Source organism: Pyrococcus yayanosii CH1 (assembly GCF_000215995.1).
In the GTDB taxonomy this organism is placed as follows: domain Archaea; phylum Methanobacteriota_B; class Thermococci; order Thermococcales; family Thermococcaceae; genus Pyrococcus; species Pyrococcus yayanosii.
The window spans coordinates 1,608,867-1,624,059 of sequence record NC_015680.1; the positions used below are offsets into that span (position 1 = coordinate 1,608,867).

The window sequence follows — 15,193 nt, forward strand, 5'->3', positions numbered from 1 at the left end:
TATGGGAAAGCCAGAAGGCTGGAAGAGCTATTGGGACCTGCTGACGATAATCGGCCTATCGCTCCTCCTCGACCTGATCATAGTCTTAGCCCCCGAGAGTCTCCTCAGAAAAGCCCTCGGCCTATCCTTCGTGCTTTTCTTCCCGGGCTACGTCTTCGTGACGGCCCTATTCCCCGAGAAAAAGGAGCTCGACAACCTAGAGCGGCTGGCCCTCAGCTTCGGCCTCAGCATAGCCCTCGTCCCCCTCATAGGACTAGCCCTGAATTACACGCCCTGGGGAATACGTCTAACCCCGATACTAGTCAGCCTGACCATATTCAACGTCACCTTCGCCCTCATAGCGATACACAGGAGAAAGAACGCCATAAACCCATGGATACCTTGGATAACCATCGAGGACATCAAAAGGGAGCTCGAATGGGAGGAGGCAAGTAAGCTGGACAAGGCCTTAACGGTAATCTTAATCGGAGCGATAATAGCCTCCTTCGGCGTCCTCTCCTACGTAATAACCAATCCCAAACCTGGAGAAGCATTCACAGAATTTTACATCCTTGGACCAAAAGGCAAAGCGGCCGACTACCCCACCGAACTATTCGTCGGGGAGAACGGTACGGTTATAATTGGCATAGTGAACCACGAGCACCGCAACGTCACCTACTACGTCGAGATATGGCTCGTCAACCTGACCTACAATTTCACGACCAACCAAACGTTCATCCACGAAATGTACCTCATGCACCGATTTAACGTGACCCTTCCCAATGTCCCAGTCAACATCGAAGGCAACTGGACTCCTCAATTCGAAACTAACTACACATTTTCTATAAATAGGCCAGGGAAATGGCAAGTCTGGTTCCTGCTGTTTAAGGATAGAGAACCCGCGATCCCAATGGAGTGCCTCAAAGGTGAAAACTGCGCCCAAACGGAATCCTGGAGAATCCTCGAGGCAATAAACGGAACGATACAAAGCCTGAAACTTAACGTCAATGTCAAGGAACTTGGCTGAATTACGAAAATTTTTTAAACCCCTACGACTACTTATAGTAGAAAGTTCCTGGAGGGGTAAAAATGAAAAAGTCGTTAGTCTTAATGGTGGTGCTGACTATCATTCTTGCGGCCTCTTGGGGAACGGCAACCTTCAGGGATGTAGCAAAGTCAGAGGGCAACACCATCTCCACGGGAGAATTCAACATCAAGATAAGCAAGAGCGGTGAAAGGTTCTACGACGACCTAAGGCTCTTCACGGTGAAGGCACTAAAGCCCGGAGACGAAACTACAATAACCTTCTACGTGAAGAACCAGGGAGACATCCCCGTGTCCAGAATAATCATGAACATAACCGTGCAGGACATCGAGAATAAGATGTCACCAGCCGAGAAGGAAGTAGACAACACACCCGACGTTGGAGAGCTGAGCAAACACCTTAGGATAACCAGCTTCCTCGCCGGAAACACCAGACTCCCAGAAGTCGAAGGCAAGACACTCGCCGAAATCAGGGGAAGGCCAATAACCATATTCTCAGGCAGGCTGGAAGAAGAGGAGATACTAAAGGTCATCATAAAAGTAAAGTTGGACGAGAACGCGGGGAATGAGTGCCAGACGGACAGCGTTAATGTGGACATAAAGCTGATAGCCGAGCAGTAGCGCTTATAAGCAGGCCAACCCACCATCCAACATGCTCTACGTGGAGCTGTTAGGCCTCCTACCCGACATGGCAAGGGCAGAAGTAAAGGCCCTCCTCGAAATCGCCGGAGAGGGCCAGATAGTCGGGAGGGACTACCTCCTCCTTGCCCTTAAAGGTAGCTCCTCCCTCTTTCCCTTTCTGGAGAGGCTCGGAATGGCCCACGAATACGGCCTCCTGCTATTCTCGGCCGGGGACGTTGAGGAACTCCTCTCGAAGGCCAGAGAGATAGAATGGCCTGCCCTGATAAAGGGCACCTTCGCCGTCCGCAGGGAAATCATGATCAACTGCCGTCACGATGTCGAAGGAATCGAAAGAAAGCTTGGAGCGATAATACACGGGCAGGGGCTTAGCGTGAACCTCTCAAAACCCGACACCACAGTCAGAGTCTACTGCGGTGAAAGTCTCTGGCTTGGCGTTAGGGCCCGGCTCTTCAAGGGAAAGGAGTTCGACACGAGAAAGGCGGACAGGCGGCCTTTCTCGAGGCCCATAGCCCTCCCGCCGAGACTCGCCAGGGCGATGGTGAACCTTAGCAGGGCCAAAAGAGAACTGCTCGACCCCTTCATGGGGACCGGTGGAATGCTTATAGAGGCGGGTCTCATGGGGCTAAAGGTCTACGGGGTGGACATAAGGCCCGACATGGTCGAGGGGGCCAAAATTAACCTAGAGCACTATGGTATAAAGGATCACGTCCTGAAGGTTGGGGACGCAACAAAGCTCAAAGAGCTATTCCCAGACAAGACCTTCGAGGCCATAGCAACCGATCCTCCCTATGGCTCCTCAACGACCCTTCCCATGGCCAGGGACGAACTCTACAGGAGAGCCCTTGAGAGCATGGCCGAAGTTCTAGAAGGTTACCTCGCGATAGCCTTTCCCGCGGACTTCGATGCCGTGAGCGCCGCCGAGGACATTGGATTTAAGGTTATCGAGAGGTTTTACCAGAGGGTTCACTCCTCCCTAGCCCGGTACTTCTACGTGATGAAGACCTAATCAACGAGCTCAAGTTTTAGCTCTGGAACAACTTCCTTGATGTATTCAAAGTGTCTATCTTTCGTGACCAAAACAAGACCCCTTCTAATAGCAACTGCCGCAACGATAATATCAACCCTAGGAATCGGGGTGCCCCTCTTCATCAACTCTTCTGAAATTCTGAACGCAAGTTTGTATTCTTTCTTCGAGGGATACAGAACTTTGAGGCCGAGCAAGGCCCCCTTAGGATACTCAACAAGGTTTATCACCGTCGTGCAACCTTCCAACAGGAGCTTTCCTTTCTTCTTAGCCTCTATCAGGACGTTCGTGTCGTAAAGCTTGCTAAACGCCTCCATTCCGCCCCCCTCATCTTTTTATAGTATTCCTCAGCCTTCTCGTCAGGTATGCTTTCAAGCTCTTTTAGGAACTCTTTCCCAAATTCCTCAAGAAACTCCTCACTTGATTCTTCAAGCTTACTTTCTTCCAACATTTCTAAATACTCCACTATCGCCCTCCTCGCAACCTCGCTCCACTTAATCTCCTTGTACCTCTTCATCCTCTCGTACACATCCTCCGGAATCGACAGCGTTATGTTTGGCATGACACACACCCACATATTTACTGTGTGCCCACACATTTAAGTGTTTTTTCTTTTACCTGATGTCAAGGCCGCAAGGGCTCATCACCTACCCATGGCCCCAGTACCCGAATCGGGAAAGATTAAAATATTTGCCCCATCCCATCAGGTGTAGCGTGAGTATGGTGGGGAGGTGAGCTCATGGCAGTCAAGGATTGCCCTGAATGCGACGGGGCGGGCAAAATCAAGGTGGGCGAGAAGGAGTGCGAAGTGTGTGGCGGCTGGGGGTACGTTCCCGCTGACTTCAAGCTCTCGGAGCACTTGAAGGGCTACCGCAACCTCGAACACTTCGGTGTGGACGAGCAAGTCGACGAGATACCTTGTCCAGAATGCCACGGCAAGGGAGTCGTCCCAGTTTACGATACCTGCCCCACATGCGGTGGGACGGGTAAGGTTCTTGCGTGTGACATCTGTGGCCGCGTAAAAGAGCCCTGGGAGCCGGGCATGGAGACGACATGGGTTTGTCCTGAGTGCGAGAGGAAGTTCAAGGTGGTCTACGTCCTGGACAACGCTTGCGACTACGAGGACGTCGAGATAGGGAGCTACTACAAGGGCATAATCGACAGGGTGGAGAGGTTCGGCGTCTTCGTAAGGCTTAACAAGCACGTCCTCGGCCTGATAAAGAAGAAGGACCTCCTAGGCAAGAGGGAGTACGTCCCGGGCCAGGAGATAATCGTCCAGGTCCTCGACGTGAGGCCCGACAAGAGGGAGATAGACTTCTTGGAGGCCCCGCTGACGAAATACAGAGAAGTCCATGTCAAGAAAGAACTCCCAGTCACTGAAATCAGCCAGCTCAACGAGGGAATGGCCGGCAAGACCGTTAAGATAAGGGGCAAGGTTACACAAATACAGGTGACCGGCGGTCCAACGGTCTTCACTCTAACAGATGGAACGGGCATAACTTGGGCGGCCGCCTTTGAAGCGCCAGGAGTGAGGGCCTATCCTAACATAAACGTGGGAGACATAGCCGAGGTCATAGGAAAGGTCTCCTTCCATGCGGGCAAGATCCAGATAGAAGTCATAGACATGGCGAGACTCTGGGGGCCAGAGGCCGCGGAAGTCAAGAGGAAGATTGAAGAGGAACTCGACAGGAAGGCCCAGCCTGAAGATATCGGCTTCCTCGTCCAGAGCGAGGTTTTAGAGAAACTCAAGCCCAAGATTATGAAGGCTGCCTTCATGATTAGGAGAGCTATATTCGAGGGAAGGCCCATACTCCTGAGGCATCACGCGGACACTGATGGTTACACCGCAGGGGTAGCCCTTGAAACTGCAATAGTCCCGCTCATAGAGAGCGTGGCACCCGATCCAGACGCCAGGTGGCACCTATTCAAGAGGAGACCGAGCAGGGCCCCCTTCTACGAGCTTGAGGATGTGCTCAAGGACATAATCTTCATGATGGAGGACCACATGCGGTTCGGCGACGAGCTTCCCCTAATAGTTATCGTTGACAACGGGGGAACGAGCGAGGACATACCTGCATACAAGAGACTGAAAGCCTATGGGGTGCAGATTGTCGTCATAGACCACCACGACCCCCGGGACTGGATAAGCAATGACAGGGCTGCAGTAGACGAATACATAGATGTCCACGTGAATCCGCACCACGTCAAGCGCGGCTACTACGAGCTCACAGCAGGGATGCTGGCTACGGAGGTGGCTCGCTACGTGAATCCTGCCGTTGAAGACAAGATAAAGCACCTTCCAGCCATAGCTGGGACCGGAGACAGGAGTAAAGCCCCAGAGTTCTACCAGTACCTAAAGTACGCGAAGGAAAAGGGCCTTGACGAGGAGGACCTGAAGAGGATATCCGAGGTGATAGACCACGAGGCCTACTTCTGGAAGTTCATGGACGGCCGCGGAATAATCGAGGAGATACTCCTCATCACGGGCAATCTCGAAAGGCATAGGAAGCTCGTGAACGGCATATACCCAGAAGTCAAAGAGAAGCAGGAGCGCGTCCTGAGGGCGGTTCTCCCGCACGTCAAGAGCGTCGTCCTTCCGAACGGGATAAGGTTCAACACGATAGACGTCGAGCTCTACGCCCCGAAATTCGACTACCCGAGCCCCGGCAAGCTGTCCGGCCTCATACATGACCACTTCAAGGACCAGTACGGTGAAGACAGCCCAATTCTAACCCTCGCCTACGGACCTGACTTTGCCGTCGTCAGGGCATCCGACGGTATGGCCCTGTATGGCTTCGACCTAAACGCCATAGTCAAGGTCCTTCAGGAGCGCCTTCCGGACGCGGGCGTCGAGGGAGGCGGCCACAGCTATGCTGGCTCCATAAAGTTCTTCGAGGGTAAGCGTAAAGAGGTCCTCGAGGCCCTCGCGAAAGAGGTGCTCAAGCTGAAGAGGGTTGCCCAATGATCCTCGATGCCCTCTGGTACATCCTCCCCGCATACTTAGCCAACTCCTCCCCGGTCATCTTCGGCGGTGGGGCTCCAATAGACTTCGGCAGGAACTTCGTGGACGGAAGAAGAATATTCGGCGACGGAAAGACATGGAGGGGATTCTTCGGCGGCCTAACAGCAGGAACGCTGATAGGTATAATCCAGTATTTTTTGAGGCCATACTACTACGGCTCCCTCAAACTGGCAATCAAATTGTCTTTTCTTCTGGCGCTTGGAGCCCTTGTAGGCGATTTAATCGGAAGCTTCATAAAAAGACGGTTAAACATGCCAAGGGGCTATCCTGCGGTCGGTCTCGACCAGTGGGGCTTTCTAATAACGGCCCTAATCTTCGCGTACCCCGTTAAGACAATCCCGACTGGACAGGTTCTTTTCCTCCTTGCCATCACACCGGTAATCCACTGGGCGGCCAACGTCTTCGCATACAAAATGGGGTGGAAAGATGTCCCCTGGTAGCTAAACCCACTCCTCCACGGGAAGAATCCTTATCCTTCTTCCCTCGAGCTCAAGCTCTTTTCTCAAACCCCAGGTGATAACTGTTAACTTTTCTATTCCCAGCTCTCCAGAGGCTTCCACTAAAGTGTTGATCTCACGCTCTCCGTTCTCTTCCGTTAAGTTCCAAGTTACCTGAATGAGCTCTTTTTTCCAGGTATTAAGAAATCGACCTCTCTTCCGCTAAGCGTCCTGTAATAGAAGAAATCCCCGTTAGGTTCAAATCCCCTCTTAAGAAGCTCCACAAAGACAAGATTCTCAAGGAGTCTGCCCATATCACTAACCCCTTGAACAGTTAGCAGACCCGTGTCGACGAAGTAGGGCTTGAAGCCAAGGAGCTCCTTCTTTTTCTCGGACTTTTCAAACGCCCTGAGGGGGAACAGAATCATGGCATCGCTAAGGTACTCGACATAATTTATTATCGTCCCCTTTCCCGCATCTATACCAAGGCTTTTCATAGTCTTGTGTAGCTTTGTTGCGGAGGTGTGACTCGACTTTGCAAGAAAGTGAAGAAGAAGGCGGAACGCCTTGAGGTTTGAAACCTTCCACCTCTCAACGACGTCCCTATAAATGGTTGCATCGAGTATCTCCTTAAGTATATTCCTTCTCAGCCTTTGTTCGAGGACGACTTCAGGATAACCTCCCCATTCCAAATACTCCCTTAGAAGACCAAGCATTGCTCCTTTCTTCGCAAGAGAGTACCTTTTTAGGCATGATTCCCCTAGCTCGAAGAATTTCTGGGAAGGAGAATGGATATACCGTTAGCGGAACGCTTCTCCCCCTAAGAACCGTCGATATTTCCTTAATACCTTAGATAATAACTTTAGATGAAGAACCTGTGATAATTACCGTATCACCTCTGTCGAGAAGATAGCGGACGAAGCGCTCCCAGCCATCAACGGTCTGACCTCATCAAGAAAAACGGTAATCTTTCTCTCGGTATTTTATGGAGTAGTAAACACGGAGCATCTCCATCAAGTCCCTTGCATCGGCACCAATGAGGCGAGGGTCTTCAAAATTCACGTAGAAGCTCCTTTCTCTATCAGGGTCAACATCGTCCCAGATCTGGAAAAGAAAGTAAGTCTTCCCAGCCCGTCTGGGTCCTATCACCGCCAGCGCCCTGCTCACCGAAGGAACTGAATAGTTAATTTCTCGTCTTATGTAGTCGACCCTAAGCTCAAGATAATCTGCCAAAACCTCCTCCCACATAGCCCTGTCAATCATGTTCTGCACATAGAACTTAAAAAGATTGTTCTATGGAGAGACCAATGACCTTCTCTTCACAGGACCCCGTGGATACTCTTCCTCGAAAATCTCGGCAGTGAAGCGGTAAACCTTTGTGTCCTCGTCGAGCCAGCAGTCGGGAGGAAGGCCAGCTTTCCAGCAGGTCTCCGCTAAGAACTCTTCCTCGTCCCAGCCCCACTCGATGGGCACCTGCGGAAGTAATAGGCCCGAATATATGCCCTTCTCCACTATGAGGCCGTCCCTGCCCACCTTTATTTTCTTCGGCCTCTCCTCAGGGGGACCCTCAATAAGCTCTGGAGGTGTTAAAACGCTGACCTCAACCGTGATTGCATCCATCTCCTCCAACCTAACGGGGGGAAATCTGGGGTCATCGACGGCCGCGTATATTGCGGCTTTTATCGTGGCCTTGACGAGCGGATATAGGGGTAGGGGAAACCCTATGCATCCCCTTAGCGCCATCTGCGGCGGGACGTTATGTCTATTTAGGGTTACGAAGACTCCCATTTTCTTCCAAAGTTCAGGTGGAGTATCCTCTGGTGGCTCTATCTCCCTACCCGTTTTCAGGTATTCTTCGATGGCCCTCCTCGCGAGCCTGACGAGGAACTCGCCCCACTCGTCCTTTATCCGATACATTGAGCTCACCGGAGAACTGTTGGAGGAAGAGGTTAAAGATGTTGCGGGCAGTCGCAGAAACGTAAATTCACTGTGGTGGGGCCGCCGGGATTTGAACCCGGGTCCCCGGCTCCCGAAGCCGGAAGGATAGGCCAAGCTACCCCACGGCCCCGCTCCCGCCCATCATCACGGCCATCCCCATTATAAACCTTACGCTCAAATGCTTTCCCTGACCCTTCTCCTTATATTGGGATCCCTGTCGGCCAGCTCCTTCAGAAATTCTTCAAAGCTCTTCCAGTCCGGAACTTCCTCGTCAAGGTATATCCCAGTCCTTCCTATCCTGTCCCGCCTCGTCAGGACCTTCACACGCTCCTCCACGATGTCAACGCTCACGCCGAGTATCTTGGCAACCTCAGATTCTCTGCCGACGACTTCCCTCTCTATGTGGCCCCTCTCCGTCGGGATTATCAAGATGAGCTTCTTGTTCACACCCGGGACCCTCTGCTTGGTTTTAACGCCCCAGAGGTCGAGCATGCCGCCCCACCTGTAGAACTCCAGCTCCCTGTCCGTGGGGTCAACGAGGAAGAAAGTCACCGTCGTCTCCTCGTCTATCTCTATGTGGCCCTTTATGAGGTGCCAGGGGGTTGCCATTACTATGCGCCTCCTCTCCACTAAGTCTCCAAGGGCCAGCTCTATGAGGTAGCTCGACACCCTGTAGGGGATTACTATGTCTATGTCGCTGCCCTTCCTAACGTCCCCTCTCGCAACGCTCCCGTAGACGTGAGGGTCGAAGTCCTTGAGGAGCTCCATTATCTTCAGGGCCTTCTCCCTCTTCTCCCAAAGGTAGCGCCAGCGCTTCGGCGGATAAATGACTTCCCTCTCGTCCCAGACTCTCACGACCTTCTCGCGTGGCATATGGAAGGGGTTAGGAGGGGAAGTTAATACCCTTTCGGGTTCGGGAAAACCTTATTAGCAGTCCAGCCCAATGGGCCCGGGTGGTGCCATGAAGGTTATCATGACAACGAAGATCGATCTAGCCTCGATGAACATCAGGAGGCATCTAATTGAGGGCTTCGGCTTTAAGGAGACGGAGAAGAGCTTTGACGGGAACCCGGTTTACGAAAAGGGCGATACCCTCATCCTGACGACCAATGACGAGATGATTTACTACGACGGCCTCGATAGGGCCATTGAAAATCAGCTTGGCCTAAAACCCGAAGTGATTGTCTTCGCCTCAAGGCACTCAAGCGAGAAGAAATTGCCGGCCTTGACGACCCACGTGACGGGTAATTGGGGAAAGGCCCTTTATGGAGGGAAGGACGGACACCTTGCAATAGCAATTCCGGGAGCTATGAAGCTAGCCCTCCTCAAAATGAACGAACTCAACGATTTAGGCTGGACCGTGTGCTACGAGGCAACACACCACGGGCCGAGCGAGCTCGAGGTTCCAAGCCTGTTCATAGAAATCGGCTCCAGTGAAGAGGAGTGGATCAACGAGAGGGCCGGCGAGATAATCGCCGAGACGATAATGCACATCCTTGAAAACTACGACAAGAAAAAATTCAAGGTCGCCATTGGCATAGGTGGAGGCCACTACGCACCCAAGCAGACAAAGAGGGCTCTCGAAACCGAGCTTGCTTTCGGCCACATACTGCCCAAGTACGCTCAGCCCGTCCCGAAGGAAATGCTATTAAGGGCCATAGAGAGGACGGCCGAGCCTGTTGAGGCCATATACGTGGACTGGAAGGGAAGTAGAGGCGAGACGAGGCAACTAGCTAGAAGCCTCACCGAGGAGCTTGGACTGGAATTCATAAAAGACTGAGCACAAAGTTAATTAGCCACGATGTCCAATATACTTTGATGAACCATGACGGACGAAGTCTTTCTCGTTTTCAAAAAAGGGCGCATTCTAGTAGCTAAAGGATGCCCAACGAACATTATCGAGGAGTTTACTTCCGATGAACTCGCTGAGCTCCTTGAGTTTAGGTATGCCACGCCTTGGAACACCGGAAAGGACATCATTGAAAAGTTGACGTACATCCTGGAAGACATTCACGACATCTATCTAGAAGATGCCAAAAAGGGCAAGGAGGAAGTGCTTAGGGACATCAAGATCAGAAAGCATTCCAGGTAGTGCCAAGGTTTTTATAGGAGGGCCGGGAGTTTAGTGGGGGTGAACGACTGTGCCAGTGCTTGGGATTAACGTGCTAAAAGTCGAGTATGAGAAGAAAGGAGCCGTAATTGGCAGGGTGGAGGTGTCCCTGAATCCCAAGATTGAGGACATGCGCCTGGGGGAGATGATTTTCCCCAACGGGAAGGTAAACGGAATTGAAGTAGCCCTCAATTACGAAGTTCAATATTCTCCCAATATCGCCACCGGGCGCGTAAAGCTCATGGTATTCTACCTGCCCAGGGACAGGGACAAAGTCGACGAGATACTTGACATGTGGGAAAGTGAGAAAAAGATTCCCCCCGAGCTTTTCACCGAAGTGGTAAACTTCACTACAGTGGAACTCATGCCACTTCTCATAGCCATAGCCAAGGAAATGAAGATTCCCTACCCAATTCCCGTCCCAAGGATAGCGGTTAGGAAAGAAGAGGGGTGAAATTTATATACGTCCTCCCTCCAAATCCCTACTCAGAATGTCATCCGCCACTAGGAGGGTTGAGTAATGCTGAAGCTTGTTGAAAACGTCGTTGAACGGACCTCCGCGGAGAACAATAGGGTTCCCGAGGTTCAAGCTCCACAATCCGACATCGAAGAAGAGCTTAAAAAGATATTGGAGCAGATCCAGGCGAAGATATACGTGGTTGGAGTCGGAGGAGCTGGCTGTAACACGGTCAATAGAATGATGGAGGTAGGCGTTCAGGGGGCCAAGATAATAGCCGTGAACACCGATGCCCAGGACCTCCTCAAGGTGAGAGCCCACCAGAAGATACTCATAGGTAAGGAGCTTACCCGCGGCCTTGGTGCTGGAAACAATCCCAAGATAGGTGAAGAAGCCGCCAAGGAGAGTGAGAGGGAGATTAGGGATGCACTCGAAGGGGCGGACATGGTCTTCATAACCTGCGGTCTTGGTGGGGGAACGGGAACGGGTGCCGCCCCAGTTATAGCTGAAATCGCCAAGAAAATGGGTGCCCTTACTGTCGCCGTAGTAACACTTCCCTTCACAGTTGAAGGGATAAGAAGGATTAAAAACGCCGAGTACGGCCTCGAAAAGCTTAGGAAGAACACGGACACCGTTATCGTCATCCCAAACGACAAGCTCATGGAGGTGGCTCCAAACCTGCCCATCCACATGGCCTTTAAAGTTGCGGACGAGATACTTGTCCAGGCCGTGAAAGGGATTACGGAGCTCATCACCAAGCCAGGTCTTGTCAACCTCGACTTCAACGACGTTAGGGCCGTCATGAAGGACGGCGGTGTGGCAATGATAGGCATTGGAGAGAGCGACAGCGAGAAGCGCGCTCTGGAGGCCGCCCAACAAGCTTTGAACAGCCCGCTTCTGGATGTCGACATAAGCGGTGCCAGGGGGGCCCTCATAAGCATAAGTGGCGCCGACGTCAGGCTCGAAGAGGCCCAGCAGATAATCGAGCTCGTCACCAGCAAGCTTGATCCAGAGGCTCAAGTCATCTGGGGAATACAGCTCGAGCCCGAGCTTGAGAAGACCATTCGTGTTATGGTCATAGTCACGGGGGTCACCTCGCCGTATGCAGTTGCCGAAGAGGAACCCGAGCTACCTGAAGAAGGGGAGAAAAAGGTTATAAAGCTGGACCTCGCCGAGCTCTGATAACCTAAACCAAACTTTTTTGACACACCGAAGCCATGGGGGTTAAGCTATGGCGGTCTCGCTGGACAGGGTTAGAGAGTTCCTAAAAGAGTCCAAAAGGGTGTTCCTGGTAACGAAGAAGCCCAGCTGGAAGGAGTATAAGATGGCCGCGAAGATAACCGGCCTAGGCATCCTCCTAATAGGTATTATCGGAATGCTAATAAGAATAATAGGGATTCTCGCACTTGGGCAGTGAAGTGGGGGGAGCGAGGTGGCAGGAAAAATCTTCGCCGTTCGCGTAACGCAGGGGCAGGAGGAGAACACCGCGAGGCTGATATACAGCAAGGCTAGAACCTATAACCTGCCCCTCTATGCCATCCTAGCTCCCTCCAAGGTCAAGGGATACATATTCGTCGAGGCTCCTCATAAGAGTGCCGTTGACGAGGCCATAAGAGGGATACGACACGCAAGGGGCGTCCTGCCCAAGGACATTCCTTTCAAGGAGATAGAGCACTTCCTCGAGGAGAAGCCAGCCGTCAGTGGATTAGAGCCAGGAGACATCGTCGAGCTAATCTCCGGACCCTTCAAGGGCGAGAAGGCCAAAGTTGTCAGGGTGGATGAAGGCAAGGATGAAATAGTCGTGGAGCTCATAGGTGCCATAGTTCCCATCCCCGTTACCGTCAGGGGCGAATACGTTAGGCTTATAAGCAAACGTCAAAAGGAGTGAGGGGTGAGTGAAGATGGCAAAGCAAGTAGTTGAGGTGCTTGTCGAGGGAGGAAAAGCCACTCCCGGTCCTCCCCTCGGCCCAGCCATAGGACCCCTCGGCCTTAACGTCAAACTCGTCGTTGACAAGATAAACGAGGCCACTAAGGACTTCGCAGGAATGCAGGTGCCCGTCAAGATAATCGTCGACCCAGTCACGAAGGAGTTTGAAATAGAGGTCGGAGTCCCACCCACGAGCCAGCTCATCAAGAAGGAGCTCGGCCTCGAGAAGGGCTCGGGCGAGCCCAGGCACAACATAGTCGGAAACCTTACCATGGAGCAGGTGATAAAGATAGCTAAGATGAAGAAGGCCCAGATGCTTGCACTAACTCTCAAGGCCGCCGCCAAAGAGGTCATCGGAACGGCCCTCAGCATGGGAGTCACCGTTGAGGGCAAGGACCCAAGGGAGGTCCAGAGGGAAATAGACGAAGGGGTTTACGACGAGCTCTTTGAGAAGGCCGAGAAGGAGTGAGGGAAAAGTTTAAAAGTGGCCCCTTTTACCCCCTCCTGATTTTTAATTAAATCGACCCTTTTAAAAGAAAAAGAAGGGAGGGCTGCAAATGGCCTTCGACAGACAGAAAATCGTGGAAGCGGTGAAGGAGGCTAAGGCCCGGGCCAAGCCGCGTAACTTCACACAGACCGTCGAGGTGGCAGTGAACCTCAAGGATATAGACCTTCGAAAACCGGAAAACAGATTTAAGCTTGAGGTCGTGCTACCCCACGGTCGCGGGAAGGACGTTAAGATTGCGGTCATCGGTGATGGTGCCGTTGCCGATGCGGCGAGGAGGCTCGGGCTGGATGTTATTAGCGGTGCCGAGCTGGAGGAGATAGCTCAGAGTCCGAGACAGGCCAGAAAGATCGCGAAGAAATACGACTTCTTCATCGCAGAGGCCCCACTGATGCCAAAGATAGGTAGATACCTCGGTAAGTACCTCGGCCCCAGAAACAAGATGCCCGTCGTTGTGCCACCCACGATGACAAATATCGAGCCCATAGTTGAGAAGCTCAAGAAGACCGTTAGGATACAGCTCAAGAACAACCCCGTCGTCCACGCTCCCGTGGGCACTGAGAAGATGAGTGACGAGGAGCTCGCCGAGAACATCGAGACCGTCCTCAACGCCATAATAGGCAAGCTCGAGCGCGGCGAAAACCAAGTGAAGTCAGTGTACGTCAAGACCACAATGGGGCCTGCCGTCAAGATAGAGAGGTGAGGTAGATGGCCCACGTCGCCGAGTGGAAGAAGAAGGAAGTTGAGGAGCTCGCCAACCTCATCAAGAGCTATCCTGTCATCGCCCTTGTAGACGTCTCCAGCATGCCCGCTTACCCGCTCTCCCAGATGAGAAGGCTCATCAGGGAAAACAAGGGGCTCCTCAGGGTCTCCAAGAACACCCTCATAGAGCTCGCCATAAAGAAGGCCGCTCAGGAACTTGGAAAGCCAGAGCTGGAGAAGCTTATAAACTACATAGAGGGCGGGGCCGGAATCCTCGTCACCGAAATGAACCCATTCAAGCTCTACAAGTTCCTCCAGCAGAACAGACAGCCCGCACCGGCGAAGCCCGGAGCTGTAGCACCTAAGGACATAGTAATTCCCGCGGGACCCACTCCACTTTCACCAGGCCCCCTCGTGGGCCAGATGCAGGCCATGGGAATACCGGCGAGAATAGAGAGAGGTAAGGTAACGATACAGAAGGACACCGTCGTCCTAAAGGCAGGTGAAGTCATAACGCCCGAGCTCGCCAACATACTCAACGCCCTCGGCATAGAGCCTCTCGAGGTAGGTCTCGATCTGCTCGCCGTCTACGAGGATGGCATAGTATACACGCCGGATGTCCTCGCCATCGACGAGGAAGAGTACATCAACATGCTACAGCAGGCCTACATGCACGCCTTCAACCTGTCCGTGAACGTAGCGTATCCGACCAAGCAGACCATCGACGCGATAATCCAGAAGGCCTTCCTCAACGCCAAGGCCGTCGCCGTCGAGGCTGGCTACATAACCAAGGAAACCGCGGAGGAGATATTCGGCAGGGCCATCCGCGCCGTCCTGCTCATAGCCCAGAACTTACCCGAGGACCTGCTTGATGAGAGGACCAAAGAGCTTTTAAACGCTCAGGCCCAAGCTGCAGCTGCAGTCGCGGCCCGGCCTCAGCCCGAGGAGAAGAAGGAGGAGAAGGTTGAGGAAGAGAAGGAAGAAGAAGCTTCCGAGGAGGAGGCCCTCGCGGGACTGAGTGCTCTGTTCGGATGAATCACGCGGATAGATTACTTAAAGCTGATTGGGAGGTGTATGGGATGGAGTACGTGTATGCTGCTCTGCTCCTCCACACGGCTGGGAAGGAGATAAACGAGGAGAACCTGAAGGCCGTCCTCGAGGCCGCTGGTATCACCCCCGATGAGGCCAGGATAAAGGCCCTCGTGGCAGCACTCGAGGGTGTGAACATCGACGAGGTCATCGAGAAGGCCGCCATGCCGGTCGCAGTGGCCGCGGCCCCAGCCGCCGCTCCCACAGCGGGTGAAGCGGCCGGTGCCGAGGAGGAGAAGAAGGAGGAAGAGGAGGAGAAGGAAGAGGAGGCCTCTGAAGAAGAGGCTCTCGCTGGCCTCAGCGCGCTCTTCGGCTGA

Annotated in this window: 21 protein-coding genes and 1 tRNA gene; 15 read left to right on the top strand and 7 right to left on the bottom strand. The window is 52.9% G+C overall.

Features of this window, described 5'->3' with window-relative positions; genetic code table 11:
* The first annotated feature begins 1 nt into the window (after window position 1).
* The 3 genes from PYCH_RS08805 (at window position 2) to PYCH_RS08815 (ending at window position 2,671) form a co-directional block, all read left to right on the top strand.
* A complete protein-coding gene (locus PYCH_RS08805; protein WP_013906513.1) occupies window positions 2-1,006 on the top strand; it encodes a DUF1616 domain-containing protein in 1,005 nt (334 codons plus the stop codon).
* Between the two features lie 62 nt (window positions 1,007-1,068).
* Window positions 1,069-1,644, top strand: coding sequence for a TasA family protein (locus PYCH_RS08810; protein ID WP_013906514.1), 576 nt, complete (start codon window positions 1,069-1,071; stop codon window positions 1,642-1,644).
* A gap of 31 nt (window positions 1,645-1,675) precedes the next feature.
* Window positions 1,676-2,671, top strand: coding sequence for a TIGR01177 family methyltransferase (locus tag PYCH_RS08815; protein ID WP_013906515.1), 996 nt, complete (start codon window positions 1,676-1,678; stop codon window positions 2,669-2,671).
* Here PYCH_RS08815 and PYCH_RS08820 read toward each other — a convergent pair.
* Window positions 2,668-3,006 (bottom strand): type II toxin-antitoxin system VapC family toxin, encoded by a 339-nt coding sequence (locus tag PYCH_RS08820; RefSeq protein WP_013906516.1) that lies wholly within the window; start codon window positions 3,004-3,006, stop codon window positions 2,668-2,670. The two genes, PYCH_RS08815 and PYCH_RS08820, sit on opposite strands and share 4 nt — an antisense overlap.
* Window positions 2,967-3,251, bottom strand: coding sequence for a hypothetical protein (locus tag PYCH_RS08825; protein WP_013906517.1), 285 nt, complete (start codon window positions 3,249-3,251; stop codon window positions 2,967-2,969). Before PYCH_RS08825 ends, PYCH_RS08820 begins: the two co-directional genes overlap by 40 nt.
* 177 nt (window positions 3,252-3,428) lie before the next feature.
* Between PYCH_RS08825 and PYCH_RS08830 the strand changes: the two genes are divergently transcribed.
* Together PYCH_RS08830 and PYCH_RS08835 are read left to right on the top strand one after the other, a co-directional pair.
* The gene (locus tag PYCH_RS08830; protein WP_013906518.1) at window positions 3,429-5,654 is read left to right on the top strand and encodes a DHH family phosphoesterase; all 2,226 of its coding nucleotides are present in this window, start codon (window positions 3,429-3,431) and stop codon (window positions 5,652-5,654) included.
* The gene (locus PYCH_RS08835) at window positions 5,651-6,151 is read left to right on the top strand and encodes a CDP-2,3-bis-(O-geranylgeranyl)-sn-glycerol synthase (protein ID WP_013906519.1); all 501 of its coding nucleotides are present in this window, start codon (window positions 5,651-5,653) and stop codon (window positions 6,149-6,151) included. The genes PYCH_RS08830 and PYCH_RS08835 overlap by 4 nt, the downstream gene beginning before the upstream one ends.
* 167 nt (window positions 6,152-6,318) lie before the next feature.
* Here the strand turns inward: PYCH_RS08835 and PYCH_RS10215 are convergent, their stop codons facing one another.
* The 5 genes from PYCH_RS10215 to PYCH_RS08855 form a co-directional block, all read right to left on the bottom strand.
* Entirely contained in the window at window positions 6,319-6,864 is a 546-nt protein-coding gene (locus PYCH_RS10215; RefSeq protein ID WP_237698664.1) for an ATP-binding protein, read from the bottom strand.
* Between the two features lie 235 nt (window positions 6,865-7,099).
* Complete coding sequence (locus PYCH_RS10220; RefSeq protein WP_237698665.1) at window positions 7,100-7,411, bottom strand: AAA family ATPase; 312 nt, start codon at window positions 7,409-7,411, stop codon at window positions 7,100-7,102.
* A gap of 30 nt (window positions 7,412-7,441) precedes the next feature.
* The gene (locus PYCH_RS08845; protein WP_013906521.1) at window positions 7,442-8,065 is read right to left on the bottom strand and encodes a TIGR00296 family protein; all 624 of its coding nucleotides are present in this window, start codon (window positions 8,063-8,065) and stop codon (window positions 7,442-7,444) included.
* Window positions 8,066-8,138: 73 nt separating this feature from the next.
* Window positions 8,139-8,216 (bottom strand) — tRNA-Pro (locus PYCH_RS08850).
* Window positions 8,217-8,260: 44 nt separating this feature from the next.
* Window positions 8,261-8,959, bottom strand: a complete 699-nt coding sequence (locus PYCH_RS08855; RefSeq protein ID WP_013906522.1) for a nucleotidyltransferase domain-containing protein — start codon at window positions 8,957-8,959, stop codon at window positions 8,261-8,263.
* Window positions 8,960-9,047: 88 nt separating this feature from the next.
* Here PYCH_RS08855 and PYCH_RS08860 point away from each other — a divergent pair, with 88 nt between their 5' ends.
* From PYCH_RS08860 to rpl12p, 10 genes are all read left to right on the top strand, one after another.
* The gene (locus tag PYCH_RS08860) at window positions 9,048-9,866 is read left to right on the top strand and encodes a D-aminoacyl-tRNA deacylase (protein WP_048058308.1); all 819 of its coding nucleotides are present in this window, start codon (window positions 9,048-9,050) and stop codon (window positions 9,864-9,866) included.
* 45 nt (window positions 9,867-9,911) lie between these two features.
* Window positions 9,912-10,178 (top strand): hypothetical protein, encoded by a 267-nt coding sequence (locus PYCH_RS08865; RefSeq protein ID WP_013906524.1) that lies wholly within the window; start codon window positions 9,912-9,914, stop codon window positions 10,176-10,178.
* Window positions 10,179-10,227: 49 nt separating this feature from the next.
* Entirely contained in the window at window positions 10,228-10,650 is a 423-nt protein-coding gene (locus PYCH_RS08870; RefSeq protein ID WP_013906525.1) for a hypothetical protein, read from the top strand.
* A 66-nt stretch (window positions 10,651-10,716) separates the two neighbouring features.
* Window positions 10,717-11,835, top strand: coding sequence for a cell division protein FtsZ (gene ftsZ / locus PYCH_RS08875; protein WP_013906526.1), 1,119 nt, complete (start codon window positions 10,717-10,719; stop codon window positions 11,833-11,835).
* Window positions 11,836-11,884: 49 nt separating this feature from the next.
* Window positions 11,885-12,070: a protein translocase SEC61 complex subunit gamma gene (locus PYCH_RS08880; protein WP_013906527.1), complete on the top strand. Its 186-nt coding sequence runs from the start codon at window positions 11,885-11,887 to the stop codon at window positions 12,068-12,070.
* 15 nt (window positions 12,071-12,085) lie between these two features.
* Window positions 12,086-12,541: a transcription elongation factor Spt5 gene (locus PYCH_RS08885; RefSeq protein WP_013906528.1), complete on the top strand. Its 456-nt coding sequence runs from the start codon at window positions 12,086-12,088 to the stop codon at window positions 12,539-12,541.
* Between the two features lie 13 nt (window positions 12,542-12,554).
* On the top strand, window positions 12,555-13,049 hold the full coding sequence (locus PYCH_RS08890; RefSeq protein WP_013906529.1) for a 50S ribosomal protein L11: 495 nt from the start codon (window positions 12,555-12,557) through the stop codon (window positions 13,047-13,049).
* 88 nt (window positions 13,050-13,137) lie between these two features.
* Window positions 13,138-13,788, top strand: a complete 651-nt coding sequence (locus PYCH_RS08895) for a 50S ribosomal protein L1 (protein ID WP_013906530.1) — start codon at window positions 13,138-13,140, stop codon at window positions 13,786-13,788.
* A 5-nt stretch (window positions 13,789-13,793) separates the two neighbouring features.
* Window positions 13,794-14,822, top strand: a complete 1,029-nt coding sequence (locus PYCH_RS08900; protein WP_013906531.1) for a 50S ribosomal protein L10 — start codon at window positions 13,794-13,796, stop codon at window positions 14,820-14,822.
* A gap of 44 nt (window positions 14,823-14,866) precedes the next feature.
* Entirely contained in the window at window positions 14,867-15,193 is a 327-nt protein-coding gene (gene rpl12p / locus PYCH_RS08905) for a 50S ribosomal protein P1 (RefSeq protein WP_013906532.1), read from the top strand.